A 16359-nucleotide genomic window follows, 5' to 3' on the forward strand; every position below is an offset into this window, starting at 1 on the left:
TTTGGGAGCTCAACCGCAGGGCTGGCCTAAATGTCATAGGCCCACGGCAGAGTAATCCTATGGAGGCTTTCGGGGATCGGCTGGCTCAGAACGGCGGCGGCAACACCGCCGTTCTGTCGGACGACGCTGTCCAGTCGGACGACGCTGTTCTGTCGGACGACGCTGGACTGGCTCCGGTGATCGCTTCGGTGAACGCTGCCGCCGCTGCTGCGCCGGGGACGCTGGCGATGGCCGGCTACGTCGAAGCCGCCGACTTCGCCGGACTTGTCGAGGAGCTTTCCCGGACCGTGGACTATCTCCAGATCCTCGCCGCGGGCGCCGTGGACCGCACCCGCACCCAGGCCATCACCGCCGCCGCAACCGCAAGCCGCACCCGGTCATGGGTTACAGGGTGGGACAACGGCGTCGAAACCCTGAACGAAACGGACTCCGGGTGGCCCGCCGGGACCACCGCCGGAATCCCGGGAACGGTTACGGGGAGCGCCCGGGATATTCCGCGGTCACCGGCCGATGACGGCTGTAAAAACACCGCGGAATTCCTGCGCCTCCGGCTCCGGATCGGGCGCAGCGAAGCCCAGCGCCGCATCCACCTCGCCCACAGCATCCTGCCCGCCTCCACCCTCACCGGAGACCGGGTGCCACCGCTAAGGGAACACCTCGCCGCAGCCCTCGCCCCGACCGCCGGCGCCACCAGCAGCCCGGTAGAGACCAGCGCCGACGACGACGCCGCTGTAACCCCGTTTCAGGCCATCCCGGGATCAGGGCCCGTGGTCTCCTCCCGGGCCGGGACCATCATCACCGCCACCCTGGACCGACTCAAACACCACACCACCCCGGAAAACCTGGGCCGGATCGAACACGACCTCACCCACACAGCCGCCACCGCTGACCCCGACTTCCTCGCCCGCGTCGCCCGTCGCTGGGCCGACACCCTCGACGCCGACGGCACCGAACCCACCGAAGAAGCACTCCGCCACACCCAAGGCGCGTTCATCCGCAAACCCCGCCACGGCCTCCACCACCTCGAAATCTTCGCCACCACCGACCAATACGAACACCTCGCCACGGTCATGAACGCCGCCACCAACCCCCGCACCACCACAGGCGACACCACAGCCACGGAGACCGGGACAGGCGCAGCCACGGGTACAGAAGGCGGGTCCGAAGCCGGCACTCCCGCCACCGGACGGGGCAATGACGTCTGGCCGGGCACAGCCCTCGACCTGGACCGGCGCACCCGCTCACAGAAACAACTCGACGGGATCATCGGCGCCCTCAAAGCCGCCCTCAGCACCAATCAGCTCCCCACCACCGGCGGGAACCGGCCCCAAATCCTCGCCACCATCAATTACCAGGACCTCCTCCGCCACGCAGCGACAGCCACCGGCGGCATCGGCTCCGGCACTGGCGACGGGTCTGCGGCAGGAACACGCACAGAGAACATCGGCGAGGACACTGGCACTGGCACGAGCACAGCCTCGGGCACGGGCAGCTTCACGTTCACCGGGCCCGTCGCAGCCACCACCCTGCGCAAACTCGCCTGCGACGCCGACATCATCCCCGTCCTCCTCGGCACCCACGGCGAAATCCTCGATCTCGGCCGCAAGGCCCGGCTCTTCACCGCAGCCCAACGCCTCGCCCTCACCGCCCGCGACCAAGGCTGCACCTTCCCCAACTGCACCATCCCAGCCCCCTGGTGCGAAGCCCACCACATCACCTACTGGTCACACCACGGCCCCACCAACGTCAGCAACGGAGCAAATTGTTAATATGACCCCTAGCGACGTGGCCCACCACTGATGTCGAGCAAGCTGTAGATGCGTTGGTCATTTTCGAGCGAACGAAGACCTCCGGATACATCCAGTGACTTTTCTAAAGTAAAGTCCATCCTTAGCGAGGTTTACCCAGACAACTACAGTTGTCGTGGATCCAGTTTTGATAAGCCAGGGGGCAGTTATGGACGGGCCGGGTTGGTGGGACTGGCTCGGGCTGGGGGGAACTGCGATTGGTTTCTTCGTCGCCTTCGTCCAGCTGAGTAGGACTCGTAAGGCGGCGGCCGCGGCTACTGCGGCGCTCGGTGCTGCCCAGGTAAAGCTCAGCGGTGATGCCTTGTCAGCGGCAATGCCGGTACTTCGGGATCTCCAAGCGGACTTGGACATCGCCATCAGTGCCAACGGATCCGAAGCAGCTCAGCGCGCCCTAGTCAGATTTGGGCACGCAGCACATGAGATTGGATCTCTCCTCGGAAACGTCGAAGAAGGCGCCGCCGAACTCGTGGATAGGGTTATTGCTGCAGGCGATCGAGCACTCGATGTCAAGCAGTCGCTGGCTGGCAAGCAGAATCCAGATGTTGCCCGCACCGCAAAGGCCATCTCAGCGGAAATAGGAAAGCTCTCAAGTGAACTGGGTGGCGTCGTTGCCCAGATCCGCTACAAGTTGCAGGAGGACCCAAGTGTTCGAAGATGACGAATGGCTGGAGCTCGTGACTGAGCTAATTACGGCCACCCGCGCCCACAATCTTAAGTGGATGGAACAGGATGATCGTGTAATAGCCTTACTCGGCGACAGCTCTTACGAGATTGGATCTATCGACGATGACGGACGAATTCCGTACTTCTTGGGAGTCAGAATTCGAGAAGACGGCGTAGTTACCGAAATAGCAAGACTTGAATCTGAGCCGGTAGTAGAGGACCGCCCGTGGACGGCGGGGGAAAAGCTTCCTGAACTTCGAAATCTTGCGTTCAGATCTGCGAAGGGCGCTCCGGAGATCTTTGGAAAACTCCTGGCTGATCTCAAGGGGACTGCTGAACCGCCGTTTTAGAGAGCGCCGCGCAGCGGCGCCTTTACTTGAAATAGCAACATAACTCGGGGACTACATCAGGCACATGTCGCCGTCGACGTCGGTGACGGCGGCGATGCCTTTCTTGCGTGCTGCCGCTGCGCAGCGTTTGCACCCCGTAAGTGCGAACCAGGTTCTCGATGGTCCGGAAGTCTCCACGCCGCAGAAAGAGATGTAGGGGTCATCCAGCAGCGCAAGGTGAGGTCGAGTGCCGCCCGGGGTGTCGACAATCATGATGTCTGGTCCGTGTTCGCCGCTGCGCTCGTGGCTTGTGTTCATGCGCTCAGAGTAGCGGGCGGACAGTGGCAAGGGACGCAGCGCCCGCAGGACGCTCCGCGTCCGAGGACGAACGGTCGCGCGGCAGCTAGTGACAGCCGTGTAATTCGTGTGGCAAGATGGGCGCATTGCAGTACCCGGCAGAACCAACTCAGGGCCGGAATAGATACTTAGCAGGTGGCCTTCCTGAGGGGCCGAGCAGCGTGGTAGGCCCGCGTCCAAGAGAATGCTCACGGTAAACGACAGAGTTGGGCCCGCCGGAGCGAGACCGGATGCTGAGGCCCCCTGTCGAACATCAATTCCTGCTTTCTGTTGTCAGTGGACCTTGGCGATTCCTTGTCGGTTTCGTTCTCTTGGGGTCCCATGTCCACTACTGCTGTCGATACATCGCTTGGCCGGCTCATCGCTGCCGATGCGGGCTGGTTCTTCTCGCTCTATCCGGATGCCGGCGAGGGTGGCGGCGGGTTCCGATCCTCCTACAAACGCAACCGTGCGTTCGTGGCCAAAGGTTCGGCCGCCGATCCTGAGCGAGCTGCGACTGAGGCCGGTCGGCGTGCGGGATCCAAACTGCGGCGTTACTGCGCGGCGAACCGACTCAACCGTCTCGGGACGCTCACCTATGCCGGAACCGGGTGCCATGACCCAAAGGAATTGCGCGCCCATCTCGGCGCCTTCTTCCGGGACCTCAGGTTGGGATTGGGCGGCGATCCGTTGCCTTACGCGTGGGTTCCCGAGTGGCACAAGACGGATCATGGGCTGCACGCACACTTCGCCGTCGGTCGTTACATTCACCGGCGACTGATCAAAGAGGCCTGGGGCCGCGGACATGTCCATATCAAGCTCTTGGGTGACCTGCCGGTCGGTTCTGGGGCGCTGTCAGAGGCGCGCAAGGCAGCCGGGTATCTGTCGAAATACGTCTCCAAAAGCTTCACAGAACCGGGTTCACAGGTCTTTGGCCTCCACCGATACGACGTGGCTCAGGGCTTTCAGCCGGTCAAGCTCGCGCTCAGCGGTTACTCACCGGCTGATGTTCTGGCGCAGGCCTCCGATTTTCTGGACGGGCCCCCGGTGACTCAGTGGTCGTCGGCTTCTGTTGAGGACTGGGCCGGTGCTCCCGCGATCTGGGCGCAGTGGGGTGCGTGATGCTGGATCAACGGGTGCTTGCTGAGTGGGTGGAGGCCAGTTGCGCTGCCCAGGGCGTTCCGGTCCGTGTGACTGATCCCGTTGTTCTTGCCCGGGTTGGCGTGCTCATGGGTGCCGCGCCCGGAACGGACGGACGCGTCAGCGGCCGGAGTACCGCCGCGGCGTCATAGCCGCCACTGGGGCTGAATCCGTGCCGAGTCCAGGGATCGCGCTCCCGGTGTCCCCGGCAGAATCGTCGCGTAATCCAGCACGGCCTTGATGATCGCCGCCTGCCGGTCAAGGTTCAGCGTCTCCCAATTCTCTTTCAGCTGACCACCGGTGCCGATCAGCCCGTCAAGTGCTGTGGAGTTTGATGCCTGCGCCAGCTGCCGCTCGGTGGTCTTGATTCTGGCTTCGATGGGGCCGCGTGCTGCTTTCCACTCCGCGCTTGAGATTTCTTTTGCCGCCCACAGTTCGGACAGTTCTTTCATCTGGTTCCGGTCACCCTCCAACGCTGTCAGCAGACTGCTTTGCTGCTCGTCCGCTGCCCTGCGGCCCGCTAGGGTGTCCGCCAATTCAGGGGTGTCGAGCCGCATTAGTACCGCAGCGGCGAGGAACTCTTCGAGGGGCGGGGCCACGATGGTGATGCCGCCGCAGCCTCCGTGGTCTGGACCTGATGCGCAGACGTATCGGCGCGTGTTGACTCGGACGGCGGAGAACAGCTTGTTACCGCACTTGCCGCAGCGCAGGAGGCCGGATAGGACATACCTGCGCGGCGCACGGGTATTGGTCCGCTTCTTGGTTTCGAAACGGCCGAGGATCTGCTGGCGCTGTTCCGGGGCGATGATCCCTTCCCATTGTGCGTCGGCAACTACGATGCCTTTGTGCTCGCGCAGCCCTGCGATGCGGGCTGACTTGAGAAGCGCGTTGAGGGTCATTGTCTGCCAGGGGCCGCCAGCTGTGGTCTGCACGCCTGCGTCATTAAGCCAGACACAGATGGACCGTGAGGATTCCCCGGCCAGGAACCGGGCGACGGCCTGACGCAGAATTTCAGCCTCTGCCTCGTTTACCGTCATGCGGTCCTTCTCGTATCCAAAGGGGCGGTGGTGGCCGCCGTTGGGCAGTCCCTGCTCGGCTGTCTGTCTAGCCTTACGCTGGAGTCGCTGCGACTTCCGACCGGACTCCTTGGAAGCGATGGCGGCCAGGATGCGGGCCATAAACAGCCCGTCGTCATTTCCTAGGTCAATGTCAGCCGTTACTGATTTCACCTGAGTCACCCCGGCCTGCTCGCACAGGCGGGTGAACTGTTCGAGTTCCATTGGTTGCCGGGTCAGCCTGTCCATGCTGTAAACGATGACAGCGTCTCTGTAGCCTCCGGCCAAGTCGTCAAGCATCCGCTGGTACTGGGGTCTAGGCTTCCCCTTGTAGGCGCTGATGTCGTTGTCGACGTACTCCTCGCCCACCGTCCAGCCGTGATCGGCGGCGAGCTTTCGGCAGTCCTCCAGCTGGCGCGTCACGCCCAGCGCCTCCCCGGACTGATCAGAGGAGATGCGGGCGTAGATCGCGGCGGAGCGGGGTTGCTTCATGGGGTCAGACTAACAAGTGGTCAGCAACGGAGCCCTCCTCTGCTCCCATCACCACCACCTGATCCACAAAGAACAATGGACCATCCACACCCGCCACGGCACCCCCTGGTTCACACCCCCACGCCACATCGACCCCACCCAAAAACCCCAACAAAACCACTACTTCAAACCACCACCACCGCCCAAACGCGAATGGGCAGCCGCCACCTCAGGAAGATGTACCCGGCGGCGCACCCGTTACTGAGGCCGGGCGCGTCCGACTACAACGGTGCCGTCCAGTTCTTCAGAGCGGACAGTCTTCACCGCGAAGCCCGCATGCGCCAGGATCGACGACGTCCCTCCGGCCTGCCGCTCGCTGGTTTCGATGATGAGATTCCCGCCCGGCCGCAGCCATTCGGTGGCCTCCGCAGCGACGCGGCGGTGGAAGTCGAGTCCGTCAGTGCCGCCGTCGAGCGACCACAACGCTTCGTGCTCGCGTGCCTCGTGCGGCATGGACTCTATGGCGCCGGTGGGGACATAGGGGGCGTTGACAGCCAGAACACGGATCCGTCCCTTGATGGGGCCCGGCAGGGCATCGAACAGGTCGCCCTGGTGGACCTCGCCACCCACGCGGCCAATGTTCCGGCGGGCGCAGGCCACCGCGGCCTGGTCAATGTCCGCCGCATGGAGTTCCAGCCTCGGGATCCGGAAGGCGATGGCGGCCCCAACCGCACCGGACCCGCAACACAGGTCCACAACAACGGCGGGCTCCGAACTCTCCCGAGGCACCCGTTTCGGGTCCGCCGAGAGCAGGGCTGCGGCCTCATTCACCAAGAGCCCGGTGCGGCGGCGCGGAACAAAAACCCCAGCATCGAGCTCAATCCGGAGTCCACAGAAATCGGCCCAGCCCAGGATGTGCTCCAGCGGGTACCCGGCAACGCGCTGCTCCACCGCCGCAGCGATTTCGTCCGGGTCGGACACTGCGGTCAGTAGAAGCCGGGCTTCTTCCTCCGCAAAGACGCACCCGGCCGAGCGAAGCCGCTCAGCAATCCCCAAAAGGGACTCAACATCCAGTTCAGTGGCTGACATGGGTACACCTTCCGCAATCCGATGGGCGCCGAGCGCCGTCGCCCGCCTCTGAATGTACGCGAAGGTTGCCCTTGGCCGCCCGCCTAAAAGGACTGGATTTATTCAGTGCAAGCGCTTACAGTGTGCCGTGGTTCACCTTGCGATCGTTCCTCGACTGCCTTCGTGAACCGCACACCTGACCGCCAACTGACGCCACCCAACCGCAACTCCACAGCAGCCTGTACAGCAACGCCGCTACCAGGAAGGTCTCCTGACGTGAACACACGCACCCGCAGACAACGCCTCAACAACCCGCTGACAACATGGCTGGGACTGCTCGCCGCAGCCGTAGTCGCGTCCACTTCCGTCCTCCCCGCGCACGCGGCGTCGGACCCCAAAGACTCGGGGTCGTCGTCGGCCCTTCACTCCCTCCGAGCCCCGGTGACGGACGAGAATTTCTACTTTGTGATGGCTGACCGCTTCAGCAACGGTGACACAAGCAATGACGACGGCGGCCTGGGCAGCGACCCCATGGTGTCCGGCTTCAACCCGACGAAAAAGGGTTTCTACAACGGCGGCGACCTGGCCGGGCTGCTCGACAAGATCGATTACATCCAGGGCCTGGGCACCACGTCCATCTGGCTCACGCCCAGCTTCAAGAACAAGGCGGTGCAGCCCGAGGACAACTCGGCCGGCTATCACGGCTACTGGATCACCGACTTCACCCAGATCGACCCCCATCTGGGAACCAATGACGAGCTGAAGGCCCTCATCGACGAAGCCCACTCGCGCGGCATGAAGGTGTACTTCGACATCATCACCAACCACACGGCGGACGTGATCGGCTACGAAGAGGGCGCCCGCAAGACCTACGTTTCCAAGGACGCCGAGCCGTATAAGACCGCGGCCGGTGAGGCGTTCGACGACCGCGACTTCGCAGCGTCGAAGGATTTCCCGGAGCTTGATGCCACGACGTCCTTCCCCTACGTCCCCGTTCTGGATAAAGCCGAGGAGAACCTGAAAGTTCCCGCCTGGCTGAACGATTCCACGCTCTACCACAACCGCGGCGATACGACCTTTGTAGGCGAGAACTCCTACTACGGCGACTTCTTCGGCCTCGATGACCTCTTCACCGAGAACCCCAAAGTGGTGGACGGCATGGAAGAGATCTACAAGTCCTGGATCGGCGATTTCGGCGTGGACGGCTTCCGGATCGACACCATGAAGCACGTCAACAACGAGTTCTGGCAGGAATTCGGCCCGGAGATGCTCAGCTACGCGAAGGCGCAGGGCAAGGACGAGTTCTTTATGTTCGGCGAAGTCTTCGACACCACCAAGAGCTTCACCTCGCAGTTCACCACCCGGAACCAGATGCAGGCCGTGCTGGACTTCCCCTTCCAGGACGCAGCCCGGAACTTCGCCTCCAAGAGCCAGGACACCCGCTCGCTGGAGACCTTCTTCGCAGGCGATGACTGGTACACGGACGCCGATTCCAACGTCTACCAACTGCCCACCTTCCTGGGCAACCACGACATGGGCCGCATCGGCAGCTTCATCGCGGCCGACAACCCCGGGTCAGCCGACACGGAGCAGGTGGCCCGCGACCAGCTGGCGCACGAGCTGATGTACTTCTCCCGCGGCAACCCGGTGATCTACTACGGCGACGAGCAGGGCTTCACCGGCCCCGGGGGCGACCAGGACGCCCGGCAGACGCTGTTCGCCAGCCAGGTGCCGGAGTACCTCGACGACGACCTGCTGGGCACCGACGCCACCCACGCGGCCGACAACTTCAACGCCGGCCACCCGCTGTATGCCAAGATCGGCCAGCTCGCCGCCCTGACCAAGGAACACCCGGCACTGCGCGACGGAGCCCACCAGCACCGGTACGCCTCGGAAGGGCCCGGGATCTATGCCTTCTCCCGTACCGGCTCCGAAGACCAGCGCGAATACGTGGTGGCCCTGAACAACAGCGAGCAGCCGCAGACGGCGGAGGTCCCCACCTACATCGGCAAGCGCAGCTACACCCGGATTTACGGTGATGCCGCAGAGGAAGCCAAGACGTCCGCGGACGGAAAGCTGACCGTCACCGTCCCGCCACTGTCCGCCGTGGTCTACCAGTCCTCGGGCCGCATTCCGCATTCCAAGGCGGCCCCCGCCGTCTCGCTTCAGGAACCCGCCGCGGCACCCGCTGACAACGGCCGGATCAAGGTAACGGCCGACGTCGGCGGTACTTCGTTCTACGAGGTCACCTTTGAGGCCAGGACGGCGGGCGGTGGCTGGGCACCGATCGGCACCGACGACACCGCGCCGTACCAGGTGTTCCACGATGTCGCTGCCCTGGATGCAGGCACCGCCCTCGAATACCGCGCCACCGTGCTGGACAACGGGGGCCACCGAGCCACCAGCCAGCCTCGGGCAGCCGCCGTTCCGGCGCCGGTCCTGACTATCCAGACGCCCCTGGAAGGAAGCAGCGTGGAGGGGGCCGTTGAGCTCAGCGCAACGGCCGATCCGGAAAAGTCCAGCCACGTGGTGTCCTTCGAGCGCAGCGTCGCCGGCGGCGAGTGGACGGCCGTAGGCTCCGATGACTCCTCGCCGGTGTACTCCGTGACGGATGTGGCTCCGCGGGACCTGGCCGACGGCACCGAGGTCCGGTACCGCGCCACGATGGCCGGCCCCGGCTTCAACGTGGTCAGCGAACCGCGGACGGTGTTCGTGGGCGAGGCCCCGCAGCCTGGCTCGGTGACCGTAGCGGGATCATTTAACTCGCAGATTGGCTGCCCGAGGGACTGGGATGAAGCCTGCCCCGAGGCGTCCATGGTCCTGGACCCGGCAGACAACGTCTGGCGCCTGACGGTTACCCTGGACCCTGGCCAGTACGAGTACAAGGCCGCCCTCAATGGCACTTGGGACGTCAGCTACGGGGCCGATGGAGTCCTGGGCGGAAGCAACATAGCCCTGGACCACCCCGGCGGGACCGTCACGTTTCGCTACGACAACCGGACACACATCGTCAGCGCGGTCTACGCCTCACAGCAGCCGCAGGCCGTGGCAGTCGCCGGAACCCTCAACGCGCTCCTCGGATGCGACGGCGACTGGGATCCAGCCTGCGACCAGGCCCAGCTGACGATGGACCCGGACACGCTTGTGTGGAAGCTGAGCGCTACGCTGCCAGCCGGAACCTATGAATTTAAAGCCGCGCTGGACCGCGACTGGAAGGAAAGCTACGGGGCCGGCGGCTCGGCGACTGGCGGGAACATCTCCTACACGCACGACGGCGGCGCGGTCACCTTCCGGTACGACGACGCCACCCACCTGCTCACGGCGGGGTAGTCACGGCGGGCCGGTCAGGGCCGGCTAGGGCTTGTCGCGGGCCTGGGTGCGTACAGTTTGCCCCAGGCCCGTGACGAACCGCCGGATAGCGAGCTCGGCAGTCGGCGGCTCGCCGAAGAACTGCCGCTGAAGTGTGGTGTCCGCGACGTACAGGCCGGTCTGGAACCACTCGATCATGGCGGAGAGGTCCTTGGCCATAGGGTTGACCGGCGCCAGCAGGGTCCCCGCTGCCCGGACAATACCGGCGGGGACGGACCGGACACGAAGAGGCCGGCCGGTGAGCCGGCCCGCGATGTCCGCGACCTCCTGCATGGCCACTGGACGGTCCCAGCCGATGTCGATACGCCGGCCCTCCAGGTCCGGGAGGTCAACCGCCTCCGCCAGATAGCCGGCGAGGTCGGAGGTGAGCACGAACGTCAGCGGGATCCGCGGCGATCCGATCCAGCTGAGCCGCCCTTTGCTGAACGGGTCGCCGCCGAACCGGGTGACCTGGTCCAGGAACGCGCCCGGCCGAAGCGCCACAAACGGGACACCGAGTTCCGCCAGCTTGTCTTCGGTCAGCTTCTTATGCCAGAAATGTGGAACCTTTGGGGTCTGGTCGCACGTGAGGATGCTGGTGAGGACAAACCGCCGAATGCCCGAGCGGCTAGCTGCCTCCACGAGGTTGATGTTGCCCACCGTGTCGGTTTTGGGGGTGTCCCCCTTGCGGTGCCTCGTATAGCCCGCTGCCGAGGTGATCACGGCGTCGACGCCCTCCATCACCCGCAGCAACGACCAGGGATCCATCATGTCGCCTCGCGCGATCTCCACCCCGGCAGCCTCAAGCACGGAGGCATCCGAGCCGGGCCGCACCAGCGCCCGCACCCGCTTACCGCGCTTGAGCAGCTCCGTGGCAACCTGGCGGCCCAGCATGCCGGTGCCTCCCACTACAAGGACGGGCCCGTCGGTCATTGCGAATCCCCCAGCGCCTCCGAGACGGCACCCAGCAAACCGTTGAACCGCGTGTTTCCGGGAAGGTCGTCGATAAACACCGGCTTACCGTCCGGACCGCCGAGCGGGACCTGCCAGTTCGGGTACAGCGCCTCGGTGGTGCCGGGCTGGTTCTGCACGCGCCGCTCCCCCACAGCATCCACCAGCGCCACCCCAAGAAGGACCGACGGCGTCTGGGCCAGCAGGCGGTGCAGCGCCTCGATGGTGTGTTCCTCGCTGCCGGTGCTGCCGTCGGGACCGCTGCCGCCGGGACCACCGGCGGCAGCGGCACCGGACGTGCCCCCGTCCTCGGGCAGCAGGCCGCGTTCCCGCAGCAGCCCCATCATCTTTTCGAGCGTGGCCGTATGTTCCGCCCGCTCTTCCGCCTCGGGGCGTTCCAGGAGGCCCAGCCTGCTGCGAAGGGCCACGTGGTCGCCCGCCAGGTAGCCGGCGGTGGGCGGCAAGTCGTGGGTGTTGACGCTGGCGAGGGCCTGCGTGCGGTACAGCTCCGGCGGCAGGGGTGAATCGCCGTCGTTCTCGAACCATAGGATGGAGGTGCCCAGGATGCCGCGGGCAGCGAGGTAGTCGCGCACCCACGGCTCGAACGTTCCCAGGTCCTCGCCGATCACCACGGCGCCGGCACGCTGGGCCTCCAGTGCCAGGATGCCGATCAGTGCTTCGTGGTCGTACGTGACGTAGGCGCCGTCGCGCGGGGAGTTGCCGGTCGGCACCCACCAGAGGCGGAAGAGGCCCAGCACGTGGTCCACCCGGATGCCGCCGGCATGCCGGAGCACGGTGGAGAGCATGTTGCGGAACGGCGCGTAGCCGGCCTCCGCCAGGCGGGCTGGATGCCACGGCGGCTGGTTCCAGTCCTGGCCGAGCTGGTTGTACATGTCCGGCGGCGCCCCCACACTGATCCCGGGCGCCAGGACGTCACGGAGCGTCCAGGCGTCGGCGCTGCTGAGGTCCACGCCCACGGCGAGATCGTGCACCACGCCCAGTCGCATCCCGGCCCGGCGCGCCGCCTGCTGCGCATTCTCAAGCTGCTCGTCACAGATCCACTGCAGCCAGCGGTGGAACCCGATCCTGTCCGCAAGCTTCAGGCGCAGTGACTCCGCTTCAGGGGATCCCAACGCGCCGTCCGGGTCGGTCCAGAGCGGATGGTCCGGTGCCAGGTCTTCCCGAATGGCAGACCACAGGGCGAAGTCATCCAGCCCGGAGCCGGAGATCCGGCAGAATTCGTCGAACGCTGCCTGCCGCGCCGGCGAGCGCCGCGCGTGATACAGAAGTTCCAGGGCCTGGAGCTTGGCGGCGTACACGGTGTTGCGGTCCAGCCGTTCGCCGTCCTTGTTCAGGACCTGCACCTGCTCCTGCAGCCTGTCCACCGTTGCACGCCTTCGCGGTTTCAGGTAGGCGATTTCCGGGATGGCCTCCACCCGGATGTACAGCGGGTTGAAGAAGCGCCGCGTGGACGGCGAGTAGGGCGATGGCTGGACCGGCGGCACGGGTTCCGCGGCGTGCAGCGGGTTGACCAGCACGTAGTCCGCACCACGGGCGCCGCTGAGCGTGGCCAGATCCGCGAGGTCGGCGAAGTCGCCGATCCCCCAGGAACGTTTGGACCGCACGGAGTAGAGCTGCGTGGCCAGGCCCCATCCCCGACGCTCCACCAAGGAATCGGCGGTGGTGAGCCGCGCCGGAACCACCACCAGCGCGCTCATTGCAGTGACGCCGTCGGACTCTGCCTGCAGCGTGTGCCAACCCAGCGGCAACCGCGCAGGCACGGCGAAGGTGGCCCGGCCGGTGGCCACGCCATCCACGTCCCGGGGCGCCACCCAGACGTCCTGCTGGACAGCTTCCACGGGCTCGCCCGTACCGGCCTCGAGCACAACTGTCAGACGCGCTGTCGAACCGTCCCGGACGTGCACGGGAACCAGTGCGGTTTGGCCCTGCTGGACCACAACGGCGGGCGGCAGCATCCGCCGCCACGGCGCCACTTCCGCCTCGGCCAGGGCAGCCTCGATCAACTGGTTCGTGTGGGCGGGGACGCCCAGAGCCGCCAGGACCTTGGTCAGGGTTTCCGGGGCGACGCTGTGCGGCAGCCCGTCCCAGCCGTGAAACGAGGTGCCCACGCCGTGAACGTCGGCGAGGCGTTGGAGCAGGTGCCGGTCCACGGGCTCATGACCGGCGGCATCACCATTGCCCGGTGGAACAGGTGTTCCGAAAATTTGAGCGTGCTGCTGGTCTGGAGCCTTCATGGATGTCCGCCTCGTCTGGTGTGATGGGCCCGAACTTACATTGCTGCTTTGCACGCCGGAGCTTCGCTGCGCCCGGACACACTTTGCCTCCGATTATTGCAGGGCGGCCCCGGACTGCTCCAACGCCGCTTCGAACCGTTGACTTGTCTTGTGGACATCCCTTACCGTTCCTGTCACTGACAACGTTGTCTATCCACTAGGCACGCGCGATGAAGGGCAACCCCTATCCATGCAGATCAACAAATCCCGAACGCTCCTTACGTGTTCGGCACTCACGCTGGCCGGCCTCAGCCTCACGGCAACGCTCGCCGGTTCGGCCCCGGCCTGGGGCACGGCAGCACCGGCAACCACACCAGCCCCACGAACCGTTTACGACGCTGACGCCGGCTCCGGAACGCCCCTCGGCGGGGAACAGTACCGGCCTGCCTTCCACTACACGCCAAAACAGAACTGGATGAACGACCCCAACGGTATGGTCTTCCACAAGGGCGTCTACCACCTGTATTACCAGCACAACCCGTCGGGAAACACGTGGGGCAACATGTCCTGGGGGCATGCCACGTCCAAGGACCTGACGCACTGGACCGAGCAGCCGGTGGCCATCGCCACCGATGACCAGCAGGACATCTTCTCCGGCAGCGTGGTGGTGGACAAGGACAACACCTCAGGGTTGGGAACTGCGGAGAACCCGCCGCTGGTGGCTGTCTACACCAGCGCGTACAAGCCCGGCTCACCCCACCAGGGCCTGCAGGCACAGTCGCTCGCCTACAGCCTGGATGACGGCCAGACCTGGACCAAGTACGACGCCAACCCGGTGCTGAACCGCAACTCGGCAAACTTCCGCGATCCCAAGGTCTTTTGGTACAGCACCCCCGATGGCGGCGGCTACTGGGTGATGGCCGCCGTCGAAGCCGCCAACCACCGGGTTCTGCTCTACAAATCCGGGAACCTCAAGGACTGGACGCTCCTGAGCGAGTTCGGGCCGGCCAATGCCACGGGCGGGCTCTGGGAATGCCCGGACCTCTTCCCCCTGGCCGTGGACGGCGATCCCGCCAACATCAAGTGGGTCATGGTGGTCAACATCAACCCAGGGGGCGTCGCGGGCGGATCGGCCGGCCAGTACTTTGTTGGCGACTTCGACGGCACCACCTTCACCTCCGAAACCACCAAGGCAAGTGAGGCCCTGCCTGCCGGGACACCGATCGCCGGTTTCAACACCGGCACCTACGACGGCTGGACGGTTGCCAACGAGCCAGGAAACTGGAAGAACGGCCCGTTCGGAGATGCACCCGCGGCCGGCTCGCTGCCGGGACAAAACACGGTGAGCGGCTTTGCAGGGGCGGGGCTGATCAACTCCTTCAACGACGGCGACTGGCCCCTGGGCACCGCGGAATCACCTCAGTTCACGGTCACTACCGACTACCTGAATTTCCTGGTGGGCGGCGGCCAGCATCCCCGCGTCTCTGACAAGCTGGACAACACCCCGCCGGCCGGGGACCTGCTTTTCAACGGCTTCGAGGTTCCGGACGGAACCTCAATGGCCGACGCCGGCTGGACCGGAACCGCCGACCTCGCACCTTCGTTCCAGCCCGCCACGTCCGGCGGTGACTTCTTCATCGGCGCCAAGCGGATCAATACGTTTGATACCGGCGGCGCACCAGGCGACGACAGGCAGGGAACCATGACGTCGCCGTCGTTTACGCTCTCCCGTGACTTCATCAGCATGCTGGTGGGCGGCGGACACCGGGCCGCGGGCTCAGGCCAGCAGCTGGAGGTGCAGCTGCTGGTGGGCGGCAACGTTGTCCGCAGCCTGGCCGGGGACGACGCCGGCGCCCTGAACTGGAAGGGCTGGGACGTTTCCGAGTTCGCGGGGCAGGAGGCACAGCTGCGGATCGTGGACCAGGCAACGGGCGGTTGGGGCCACCTGACACTGGACCACGTGATGCTCACCGACCAGGCCGCGGTGCCGCGGTCCGACGAGACCACCGTGAACCTGGTGGTGGACGGCCAGGTGGTCCGGACCGCCACCGGCGCCAACAGCGAGGTTCTGGACTGGGCCTCGTGGAACGTTGCCGAATTCAAGGGCCGGCAGGCCAGCATCAGGGTGGTGGACAACAACCGCTTCGGCTGGGGCCACATCCTGGCGGATGAATTCGTGGCGTCGGCGCAGGCAGCCACACCGCGGATCCAGACCTACGACTGGCTGGACTACGGCCGCGACTACTATGCCGCCGTTTCGTTCGCCAACATGCCCCAGGACAAACGCGTCATGCTGGGCTGGATGAACAACTGGGACTATGCGCAGGCCATCCCCACTTCGCCGTGGCGCAGCGCCATGTCACTGCCCCGGGAAGTAGCGCTGACGCAGACTCCGGCCGGACCGCGCCTCACCCAGAGGGCTGTCAAGCAGGTGGATGACCTCGCTGTGAAGCCGAGCTACGCCGAGAAGCGCGCCCGGGACATTGCCCCGGGGACCACTGCGCTGCCCGCGGCAGCCTGGGGCCAGGTCCAGCGGATCGACGTCACGCTGGCGCCGGGCACGGCTTCACGGGCCGGAATCACCGTACTGGGGATCGGCAACACCGCCACCGAGATCGGCTACGACCGGACCACCGGCGAGGTGTACGTGGACCGGGAGAATTCGGGAGAGACCGGCTTCCATCCGCTGTTCACCTCCGTGGACTCCGCACCCGTAACCCTGGATGCAGACGGCACAGTCACGCTGAGGGTGTATGTCGACAGGTCTTCCGTGGAGGTCTTCACCCAAGGTGGGCAGCGGACCATCACGGACCAGGTGTTCCCCGCAGCGGGAGCTAACCAGGTGGCGCTCTTTGCCGACGGCGGCACGGCGCAGCTGAAGTCAATCACCGTGACTCCGGTGGCGCAGTCGATGTTCAGCACGTTGACCAACCCGGTCATGGACCGCCGGAAGTAG

The 16359-nt window shown here is 65.4% G+C and carries 12 protein-coding genes and 1 pseudogene; 8 read left to right on the plus strand and 5 right to left on the minus strand.

Translation table 11 applies throughout. The features are described 5' to 3' along the window. Positions 1 to 59: 59 nt before the first annotated feature. From NFC73_RS07485 to NFC73_RS07495, 3 genes are all read left to right on the plus strand, one after another. Positions 60 to 1769 carry a DUF222 domain-containing protein gene (locus NFC73_RS07485; RefSeq protein ID WP_254748979.1) on the plus strand — a complete coding sequence of 570 codons (1710 nt, stop codon included), beginning with the start codon at positions 60 to 62 and terminating at the stop codon, positions 1767 to 1769. A 154-nt stretch (positions 1770 to 1923) separates the two neighbouring features. Then, the gene (locus tag NFC73_RS07490; RefSeq protein WP_254748980.1) at positions 1924 to 2466 is read left to right on the plus strand and encodes a hypothetical protein; all 543 of its coding nucleotides are present in this window, start codon (positions 1924 to 1926) and stop codon (positions 2464 to 2466) included. After that, on the plus strand, positions 2453 to 2821 hold the full coding sequence (locus tag NFC73_RS07495) for a hypothetical protein (protein WP_254748981.1): 369 nt from the start codon (positions 2453 to 2455) through the stop codon (positions 2819 to 2821). Before NFC73_RS07490 ends, NFC73_RS07495 begins: the two co-directional genes overlap by 14 nt. A gap of 51 nt (positions 2822 to 2872) precedes the next feature. On the opposite strand, the gene NFC73_RS07500 is transcribed toward NFC73_RS07495, so the two are convergent. After that, complete coding sequence (locus NFC73_RS07500; RefSeq protein ID WP_254748982.1) at positions 2873 to 3118, minus strand: hypothetical protein; 246 nt, start codon at positions 3116 to 3118, stop codon at positions 2873 to 2875. 360 nt (positions 3119 to 3478) lie between these two features. On the opposite strand from NFC73_RS07500, the gene NFC73_RS07505 reads away from it, so the two are divergent. Together NFC73_RS07505 and NFC73_RS07510 are read left to right on the plus strand one after the other, a co-directional pair. After that, on the plus strand, positions 3479 to 4258 hold the full coding sequence (locus NFC73_RS07505; protein ID WP_254748983.1) for a rolling circle replication-associated protein: 780 nt from the start codon (positions 3479 to 3481) through the stop codon (positions 4256 to 4258). Then, the gene (locus NFC73_RS07510; RefSeq protein WP_254748984.1) at positions 4255 to 4428 is read left to right on the plus strand and encodes a hypothetical protein; all 174 of its coding nucleotides are present in this window, start codon (positions 4255 to 4257) and stop codon (positions 4426 to 4428) included. The genes NFC73_RS07505 and NFC73_RS07510 overlap by 4 nt, the downstream gene beginning before the upstream one ends. Here the strand turns inward: NFC73_RS07510 and NFC73_RS07515 are convergent. Further along, positions 4423 to 5823, minus strand: a complete 1401-nt coding sequence (locus NFC73_RS07515; protein WP_254748985.1) for a recombinase family protein — start codon at positions 5821 to 5823, stop codon at positions 4423 to 4425. The two genes, NFC73_RS07510 and NFC73_RS07515, sit on opposite strands and share 6 nt — an antisense overlap. A gap of 22 nt (positions 5824 to 5845) precedes the next feature. On the opposite strand from NFC73_RS07515, the pseudogene NFC73_RS20995 reads away from it, so the two are divergent. Continuing rightward, positions 5846 to 6067 (plus strand): annotated as a pseudogene (locus NFC73_RS20995) (hypothetical protein); the annotation flags it as partial. On the opposite strand, the gene NFC73_RS07520 reads toward NFC73_RS20995, so the two are convergent. After that, a complete protein-coding gene (locus tag NFC73_RS07520) occupies positions 6061 to 6891 on the minus strand; it encodes a putative protein N(5)-glutamine methyltransferase (RefSeq protein ID WP_254748986.1) in 831 nt (276 codons plus the stop codon). The pseudogene NFC73_RS20995 and the gene NFC73_RS07520 sit on opposite strands and share 7 nt — an antisense overlap. Before the next feature lie 255 nt (positions 6892 to 7146). On the opposite strand from NFC73_RS07520, the gene NFC73_RS07525 reads away from it, so the two are divergent. Next, positions 7147 to 10200, plus strand: a complete 3054-nt coding sequence (locus NFC73_RS07525; protein WP_254748988.1) for an alpha-amylase family glycosyl hydrolase — start codon at positions 7147 to 7149, stop codon at positions 10198 to 10200. A gap of 24 nt (positions 10201 to 10224) precedes the next feature. Here NFC73_RS07525 and NFC73_RS07530 read toward each other — a convergent pair whose 3' ends face one another. Beyond that, on the minus strand, positions 10225 to 11151 hold the full coding sequence (locus NFC73_RS07530) for an SDR family oxidoreductase (protein ID WP_254748990.1): 927 nt from the start codon (positions 11149 to 11151) through the stop codon (positions 10225 to 10227). Continuing rightward, positions 11148 to 13424 carry a 4-alpha-glucanotransferase gene (gene malQ / locus NFC73_RS07535; protein ID WP_254748992.1) on the minus strand — a complete coding sequence of 759 codons (2277 nt, stop codon included), beginning with the start codon at positions 13422 to 13424 and terminating at the stop codon, positions 11148 to 11150. The genes NFC73_RS07530 and malQ overlap by 4 nt, the downstream gene beginning before the upstream one ends. A gap of 229 nt (positions 13425 to 13653) precedes the next feature. Between malQ and NFC73_RS07540 the strand changes: the two genes are divergently transcribed. Beyond that, complete coding sequence (locus tag NFC73_RS07540; RefSeq protein WP_308292659.1) at positions 13654 to 16359, plus strand: GH32 C-terminal domain-containing protein; 2706 nt, start codon at positions 13654 to 13656, stop codon at positions 16357 to 16359.

This window comes from Pseudarthrobacter humi (assembly GCF_024294965.1).
Classification (GTDB): Bacteria; Actinomycetota; Actinomycetes; order Actinomycetales; family Micrococcaceae; genus Arthrobacter; species Arthrobacter humi.

What these genes read in the sequence shown, in the direction of transcription:
- NFC73_RS07485 (WP_254748979.1), top strand. Translation starts at nt 60, where the DNA reads ATGGAGGCTTTCGGGGATCGGCTGGCTCAGAACGGCGGCGGCAACACC.
- NFC73_RS07500 (WP_254748982.1), bottom strand. Translation starts at nt 3,118, where the DNA reads ATGAACACAAGCCACGAGCGCAGCGGCGAACACGGACCAGACATCATG.
- NFC73_RS07505 (WP_254748983.1), top strand. Translation starts at nt 3,479, where the DNA reads ATGTCCACTACTGCTGTCGATACATCGCTTGGCCGGCTCATCGCTGCC.
- NFC73_RS07515 (WP_254748985.1), bottom strand. Translation starts at nt 5,823, where the DNA reads ATGAAGCAACCCCGCTCCGCCGCGATCTACGCCCGCATCTCCTCTGAT.
- NFC73_RS07520 (WP_254748986.1), bottom strand. Translation starts at nt 6,891, where the DNA reads ATGTCAGCCACTGAACTGGATGTTGAGTCCCTTTTGGGGATTGCTGAG.
- NFC73_RS07530 (WP_254748990.1), bottom strand. Translation starts at nt 11,151, where the DNA reads ATGACCGACGGGCCCGTCCTTGTAGTGGGAGGCACCGGCATGCTGGGC.
- malQ (WP_254748992.1), bottom strand. Translation starts at nt 13,424, where the DNA reads ATGAAGGCTCCAGACCAGCAGCACGCTCAAATTTTCGGAACACCTGTT.
- NFC73_RS07540 (WP_308292659.1), top strand. Translation starts at nt 13,654, where the DNA reads ATGCAGATCAACAAATCCCGAACGCTCCTTACGTGTTCGGCACTCACG.